1 pseudogene is annotated in these 8,328 nt (G+C 69.9%); it reads right to left on the bottom strand.

Features of this window, described 5'->3' with window-relative positions:
- Nucleotides 1–8,250 (bottom strand): annotated as a pseudogene (locus NBZ83_RS27055) (hypothetical protein); the annotation flags it as partial.
- Nucleotides 8,251–8,328: the final 78 nt, after the last annotated feature.

The raw sequence follows: 8,328 nt of genomic DNA, 5'->3' as shown, positions 1-8,328 counted from the left end.
CCTACCAGCACCACCGAACAACCCACCCGGCGGCCTACCATGCAGAAGATCAATCACCGGATCGGCCAGCGACTTCGCCGGCGTCCGCCGATACTGCGGCCCCGACGCCAGTAGTTCGCGGCTGACACGCACGATCTCACGGTCGTCGACGTCACGATCAACAGGACGGGCCTGCAGCCGAATCCGTACCCATTGCACGAGCTCGATCTCCGTGGCCACCGGATCGAACGACTCCGGCGGCGCCGGAACATCACCACCGCCCGCCGGCAGCACCGCAATCGCCATCGAATCATCTTCGGCGCTGCCGAACCTCGGGGCCGGCGACGGGACCGGCAGGGCCGGGGACGGAACTGGCAGTGCCGGGGACGGGACCTGCGGCCGGCGAAGCACTCTCAGGGCCACGCTGTTTTCCTCCCCGGGCTGCTCCGGAGATTCCGGGATCGCCGGAAGGCTGGGGCGCTCATCCCGCCTCCGTCTGCGGAACAGCGGCGGCGACATGGACGCAGCGGCGGGCGGCCCTGACGGCGGTGCCAGGAACGAGGACGGCGGCCGACGCAGTTCCCGCGGGGGAACGCCATCCTCATCCACCATGGGCTCCTCCGGCAACACCGCAGGCACCGGCAACACCGCAGGCACCGGTGGCATTGCCGCAGGCACCGGTGACGACGCCGCAGGCACCGGTGACGCCGGGGGCAAGCCCGGCTCGACCGGCCGCGGGTCGGGTAGCACCGGCGGCGCAACGGGCTGCTCGCCGAGAGGACGGGTGGCACCATACGTGATGTCGGCCGCCGCTTCCGGCCGCTCTCGGATTCGGCCGCCCTGAAGAAGCACGGCCACCTCATCGGCCAGCGAAACCGTCGGCCGACGACGGTTCCGCGGCCGCGCCCGCAGTTCTCTGTAGGCCGCCAGGATCTCGGCGTCACCGCGCTCTCGCTGCGCTGAGCCGACCGGCAACCTCCCCCGCACCAAGTGCAGAAGTTCCTGTTCCCTGCCCCTCGGGCGGGACGGCGGTGGACCGAGTCCGGCACCAGGCGCGGCAGCCGAACCAGTCGCGGCAGCCGGCGCAGCGACGCCTGTCGCGTTGACATCCGCGGCCTGTTGGGTGGCGGTCGTCCTGACCAGTCCAGCGCCCGTGAGTATCCGTGCGTCCGGCGATCCCGCCGTGACCGCTTTGCTGGTCTCATTGCCTGCCGGATCGGCTGACTCGGGTGCCGATGGAAGGGCATCGTCGTCCTTCCGCTGCCCGGCGCTCGTCAATGGATCGGCGGCGGGGGCACCCATCAACGGCGGCGCCGACGACCGTGGGTGGAGGTCCCGCAGGGGAATGCCGCCGTCCTCCTCCGGCTCCTCCGGGACCTTGGTGACCGCAGGGAGACCGTGGCGATGGGCGGAATCCGGCCGTCCCAGCGCCCCCTGACGGTCACCAGCCGGCGGGTCCGAAGCCGGCGGCGGAAGGGGTAGCGGAAGGTTCAGGTCACGCGGCCCGTACCACTGGACGAGATTTCCGTCGTCACCGGGAAGCTCGAAGGTGGTGACCGTGCCCGGATCGAAGTTGGTCGACAGTTCCTCGACCGGAAAGCCCAGCTCCACCGGCACGGCGCCGGTGACGACGCGGGTGGTGTTGCCGTGGGTGAGGGTGATGGAGACTTCGACGAATCCCTCGTAGTTCGCCGTAGGGCTCAGGAACTTGCCGTTGCTCAGGACCCGCCCGGTCGAGCCGGCGACGTCGGTGCTTCTCGTCCGGTAGGTCGCGCCCCCTGCGAGGTCGACGCTCACATCGGTCTCGGGGCCGGCGGTGACCAGCGCACCGACCTGGGGTTGCAGGCCGCCGGCCGACCAGTACTGCCCCCGCCGCGACACCGTCGTGGTGGTCTCGTTGATCGGATTGAGCTCGGCCGAATCGTCGGTACGCAGGTGACGTAGATGCAGGATCCGGGCGGTGGCCGAGACGGAGCTCGATCTGGAGATCACGTTGTTCAGCAGCCGCGGGACGGCGACGGATTCACCGCGGGTCATTCCCCCCAACGAGGCGGCCAGGTTCGCGTTGCTGAGCGTCGCCCGGACGGCAGGACCGATCTTCTTCCAGTTCCGCTTTCCGAACAGATTCCGGCCCTCGATGTCGAGGGCCTGATGTAGGCCGGCGGTCTCGGGCAGGCTGCGAACGACATCGGTGTCCCGCAGACCACGGTTCTCCTTGCCGCTCCAGATCCGCGCCGGAGGAGCAGGAGCGGCGGGCGCCGGTTGCCCGATCGGAGCGGCTGGTGCGGCGGGCCCCGGGCGGTCCTGCGCCGGCAGCGCCTCAGCCTCCGCCTGCTCCGTCAGAATCCGTAGCCGGGCGGGGGCGTCGGAAATGCCGATCCTGGGCGACCCGATCAGGGGATCGAGCTCCATCCGGAAGTGGAGCAGGACGCGCCCGTCGAACACCGCGCCCGGCTTCTTCGTCTTCGTCGCCATCGACATGCGCGACGAAATCGACTGGGTCATGATGTCGTCGTTACCCGCCTGGGCGATGATGTTTCCGCCGGCTCGCATTTTGAGCGGCAACCCCCCGACGGGATCGGTGGTGTAGAGGATCTGCGTCTGGGTGTTGACACTGCGCGAGACGCCGTAGGCGGTGACCCCGTCCGTCGTCGCGGTGGCACTGCTCTGTTCGGTTCCGGTGTTGAACTCGGTCGCCTCGGTGTTGCCCACGTGCGGCAGATCATCGGCGGCTCCCGGCATGGACGCGGTGATCAGGACGCGGCCACCGGGAACCCTGACCTCGATCGGGTCGCCCGCGGTCATCGACCGGAAGTCGTACTGCAGGCGGATCAGGTGTGCGTCCCTCTTGATCCTTCTCCTGGCCGCCTTCCATCGCCAGCCGAACACCCGCCGGCCCTCCTGGTCGACCTGGCGCAGGATGTCGTCCATGCCCTGCAGGGGACCACCGGGGGTGGCGGGGAGACCACGCAGGTCCTGCACGACGTCGGAGGATCCGAGGCGGCGTGTCTGCCGGATCCGCGGCGGCGGGGCGAAGGCGGTGCTGGGGGTGCGGTCGGCCGCCGGTTGGCCGGCGGCCCCGGTCCGGGTGTCGCGCATCGGGAAGATGACCGAGGCGTCGGGAATGGTGACCGTCCGCGGTCCGCGGCGCAGCGGGAAGCCGAGGCGACGCAGGTCGTAGCTCACGACGAATCGGACGGGGCCTTTGAAATGTGCCCCTTCCTCAAGCGTCTTGCCCCTGGCAACGGTACGTCCGCCGCCGACGCCGGCATGTGAGGTCGACTTGTCCCGGTTGTAGGCGGCGGTGACGTTGACATTGAGATGGGGGCCGTCGAGCTTCAGCTTCTCCGGGAACAGCGCGATATTCCGATGACGGGAGTCGATGTTGCCGCCGACGGAATGCGACGTCTCGGTACCGCTCTCCATATCGACGCCGGGCACGGGCTCGTGGTAGCCGAGGTTGCCGATCTCGGCCCGCACGGCCACCTTGCCCCAGACGAGGAAGCCTCTGACCTTGGTCGTCACCTCCTCTCCGGTGGAGAGCTCCGACAGTCTCGCCCGCAACGGGTCTGCCTGGTACCGCCGGCTCAGCTTCCGGTTGTTCCGCTGCCAGCGGTATCCGAGCAGTGGCTGCAGGTCGCGCGTCATCTCCCGCATGACGACCTGGTCGTCGGCGCCCATGCTGAGCACGGTGTCGGTGGGGCTGATCCGCTGTTCGTCCGTGACCCGGGCGGGCGGACGGACGCTGCCGGCCGGTGTGGACGGCGGGCCCACGAGATATCCACTGGGCTGCACCGGGGTCGCAGCCGGGTCGCGGGCGGCCAGCTCCGCCTGATGCGCGGCCAGCTCCGGCCCGTGCGAGTTCCTGGTGATCGTTGTCGTCGGGCGGCTGGAGTTCGAGAAGAGGAATCCATCCCCCTCGGGTATCGCGATCTCGGCCTTCGCCGTCGCCGAGGTCGACTCGTTGTTCTTGGCGAGGGCGCCGAAGGTGAAGGTGAACTCGACGTCGCTGTCGAAGATCCCGACCCGGACGGGAAACTTCGAACTAGCGATGATCTTTCCAGAGCTGAACAGGCGCCAGCCGGTCCGGCGGCGGAACTCATGGCCCCCCAGGCCCTGCAGTGTGGCCTCCCCACCGTCGAAGGTCCGGACACCGCCCAGCACCAGGCTCGTCTGGTGGCTCCACCAGTTCAGCCGCCGCCGGGAGAGCTGCGTGCTCGTCTCGTCCTGCGGGGCCAGTTCGGTACCCGTGGTGCGCCGAAACGTGGTCGACGTGACCGTCGCCCGGGCCTGGATGAAGGCCCCCGGCGGCACGTCCCGCTGGTTGAGTTCCGGGCCCTCGAGAACGGCGCCCCGGGTCATCGAGGCCAGGTAGGCCGCGGTCCGGTCCCGGTTGAACCAGGTCAGGGCGTCCTGGCGGATCCCGTTCCAGGTTCGTTCACCGAAGAAGGCTCGACCCTGCCGGTCGAGCGCGGCCCGGATCTGCTCCATGCGGTAGAGGTCGCGAACAGTGTCCGTGTCCCGCAGCCCCGTCCCCGGGCCATTGCTCCAGATCCGCGACGGCGGCACCAGCACACTGCGAGGCGTGATCGGCGAGGGCGCGACATCGTCGAGCGACGTCGTCGAGCTCGCCGGTCCTGGCGTCGTCGCCAGCGGCGCGGCAGTCGCTGCCGCGGCCGGAGCCGAAGCCGGAGCCGGAGCCGGAGCCGACGGAGCCGGAGCCGACGGAATCGGAGCCGTATCAGCCGACACCGACGGGGCCGAGTCGGTCGCGGGCGCCGTCGGCGTGGCCGCCCAGGGAGTCGGCTGATCCACCTTCTCCGCCTCGTCCGTTTCGATCAGCGCGGAGATGCCGAGATCCGCTGTCGGCTGATCCGCCCGCATCGAGCCGACGACCGGATTTTTCCGCATGTGAATGGTCAGTCTGATCCGGCCGTCGAATCTCTGGGCGTCAGGGTTCTTGGACCTGTTCGTCACGCCGGACTTCGTCAGCGCGTCCCGCAGCATGATCGTGTCCCGGCCCAGCTGCCCGGTCCCGGTGCCGGTGATGTCGAAGTCGGTTTTCGCCGTACCGATGAACTGGCCGCCCGCCGGGACCTGGAGACCATCCGAGGTGATGTGCTGGTCGGAGGTGAACCGGTAGGTCTCCGTGCCGGAATTGAACTCCGTCTGGGCGGTCGCCCGGACATGGTCGAGCGCGATCAGCTCCGCGGAGATCTCTACCGTCTCGTCGACCGACTCCAGCCTCACCGGCAGGTAATCACCGGACATCATTCCCCTCAGGTGCTGATGGATCCGATCCAGATCGACCTCGGCGAGGATCTCCTGCTTCACCCGCGGCCACATCGAGCCGTAGACGGCGGTGCCCGCCCCATCAATACTGTCGAGTACTCCCTCGATGCCCCGACTGGTCTGCATGTGCCGCGCGTTCCCCAGCATCAGGGGATGCACGTCCAGCACGACGTCGGTGGACCCGAGGCGACGGTCACGGCGCACCCGCTCCGGGGCCCTGTAGTGGGTCGCGACCGGCCGGGGATTCCCGTCGGCGTCGGGGCTGTCGGCGCTCGGCGTCGAGATCCGCGTGCCGATCGTGAACACCCGACGTGCCGGGGCGATGTGCTTCCCGATCTGCAGGTGGCGGAGATCAATCGTGACGCCGAGATCGGTGGAGCCGTCGTAGAGCGTGCCGGGCTCGACAATCTTCGTCTTCGCGATCGTCCGCCCGCTGCTCGACTCGTTGGTCCCTCGGCTCGAATCCCAGAAGCGACCGAAGATGCCGGTCCATTGGAATTTCGGCGTCGTGACTCGCACCGGGAGCGAGACGTTGGTTCTCCACCGCGCCTCGTGGAGATCGCCGGCGATACCCTGCGACTCCGAGCCGCCTTCGAACTCGAACTTCTCCACGTGACGGACGGCAGAGAAGTCTCGAACCAGGGCATCAAGCATGATGGTGCCCTTCCATCCGCGCTGGTTGATCGTGAGCCGGCGCCGATCGCCGCGGGACATCCCGGACACCCTCGCCTTGATCGCCGACGCCCGAGCAAAGTTCCGCACATCCGGCTCAATCTCCGCCCAGGCCTCGCCCAGGGGCTCCTTGAGCTGCTGCTCGATCCACCGGTAGGCGTCGTTCTCCCCCGGATACAGGCCGATCACCGTGTCCGCGGCGCTCAGCCGGCCATGCTGGGAGATCCTGGTGGGCGGGGGGGAGGCGGGACCCGCCGACTGGCTCGCCAGCTGCGCCGGGTCGGGCGTCAAGGACGCCGACGCCGGAGGGCCGGCATCCTTCCCCTCGGCGGGGTCCGCCGCCGGTGCCGTCAGCGTCACCGACGGCACCGGCGGCACCGGCGGCACCGGCGTCGGCCTCGGGTCCGTCGGTCGGTCGCGCTCCCCCAGCCTGCGTAGCGACCCACGACCCGCCGGTGCACGCGCCGTCGTGGGCTTCTTCGAGCCGGTGACCAGCGGGCGCGCGATCGGCTCCAGTCCCAGGTAGTGGTTGCGGCCCCGCGCCAGGTAGACGACCGGGCGGCCGGGAGCGGGCGCATTGATCCCGATCTCCGGCTGCCCCTGCTGCAGGACCCGGATGTCCAGGTCGGCGACACGGGCGATCGCGGCTGGCACCTCGTCGCCGATCGGGGTGTTCCACAGGGCGTGGTCCTCGATGGCCGACGCCAGCAGGTCGGTGAACGTGGGCAGCTGGCCGTTGCGCGCGAGCGCCGCCCGGACATACGGGACGACGGCCGCCATGGACGTGGAAAGCCAGGGCTGGATTATCGGGAACCTGGTGGCGGGGTCCTCCGTCAACCAGGCGACGAGACTGTCACGCAGAGCGCTTCGATCGCGGGCGGACAAGGCGAACTGCGCGCGATTGGGCGCCGGCGGCAGACCGACCGCCTGTACGACGAACCCGTTGGGCAGGTCAGCGACCAGGTCCTGCGCCTGCGCCCGGTCACTTCCGGCACCGACCAGCCGATCGGTCAGCAGACCCCGGGCAGCCTGCAGCCGCTCCCCCCGCGACCAGGCACGAATCTGAGCTCGAGTCGGGGCAGGATTCCTCCCGGCCCCACGCAGAATGGTGGCGACGGCATCATCCGAAAGGTCGTCGAGCAGCAGGGGCACGATGTCCCGGTCGGCATCCGGATGGGTCTCCCCACTGCTCGCGGCCTGGCGCACCTCCTCCCGGTATCGCCGCGCCAGCTCCGATCGGTAATCCCTGATCGGGGCGGAACTCGACAGGCCGGTGGGGACCTGCGACGTCGATGCCGAGGCCCCGGGCGGAATCTGCTGGTCGATGCTCAGCCTGAGCGCCCGAGGGAAGCAGTCCCCGTCCGCCGCGACGTCGCGCACCCTGAACGACCGGCCGCCGGGCAGCGTGACCACGTCACCGGACCGCCACCCGGAGTTCGCGTCCGCGGGCCGCGTCGTCACCGATGCCGCCGGTCGCCGCCGCTTTGTTGACGGCGGGGTCGGGGAAGGCCGCGAGCTGGCCGTCTGTCCGCTGGCCGGACGGTCGGGGCCCGCCAGCAGGGCCTTGACCTGAGGGGTGGTCAGTGCTCGGAGCGGGACGTGGAGGTCGAGCTGCCCGCCGTGCCCGTCCACCCGACGCAGCAGCTCATCCAGCGATCGATTCCGGGCCTCGTTGGCGAAGCCCCGAACCACAATGCCGTTGGCGGCGCTGTCGGCGGCGCTTGGGTTACCCACTGCGCCGGCGTCACCGGCGTTGCCGAGCTGGCCGTCACCGGCGTCGCGGATGCTGGGACCCGTCGGGTCGGCCGATGCCGAACTGCGGTCCAGCGCGGTCATCGTCTGTTCGGTCCACTGGTCACCGTTCGGATCCAGCGCGGGAAGGTCCACGGCCGGCGGAAGGCTCGGCGCCGGCCGTGTCGGCATCGGCGGCGTTGGCACCGGCGGCGTTGGCACCGGCGGCGTTGGATTATGGGCGTCGAGAGAACTGTCGAGGCCCATGTCCGCCGAGTTACCCGAGGCGCCGCCGCGCAGCCGTCCGAGCGGCTCGCCCCGCAGCAGCGCGGCCACATCGCCGGCGAGCGACTTCGTCGCCTTGATCTGGTTCGCCGTCTGGGTGCGCAGGTCACGGTAGACCCGCAGGATCTCGCCGTCGCCGATCTCCCGCTCCGACGGACGGGCCTGCAGATCCCGCCGCACCCAATCCAACAGGTCGCGCTCCTCGCTCCCCGGTATCGGAGTCGGATCGGCCGCCGACGGCGCGGCCCCCGCCTGGATGGGGTCCGCGGTCGTCGTGGCCGCATCCACCACGGGAAGGATCGGATCATCGGTCGACGGAATGGCACCGGGTTGCGCGGGCGGATCAACAGGTTGGGCAGGGTCGACGGG

Origin of the sequence: Frankia gtarii, from assembly GCF_025403375.1 — a bacterium.
Taxonomy (GTDB): Bacteria; Actinomycetota; Actinomycetes; order Frankiales; family Frankiaceae; genus Frankia; species Frankia gtarii.
The sequence above is the reverse complement of the archived record's forward strand: the minus strand, read 5'-3'. Positions and strand labels throughout refer to the sequence as shown.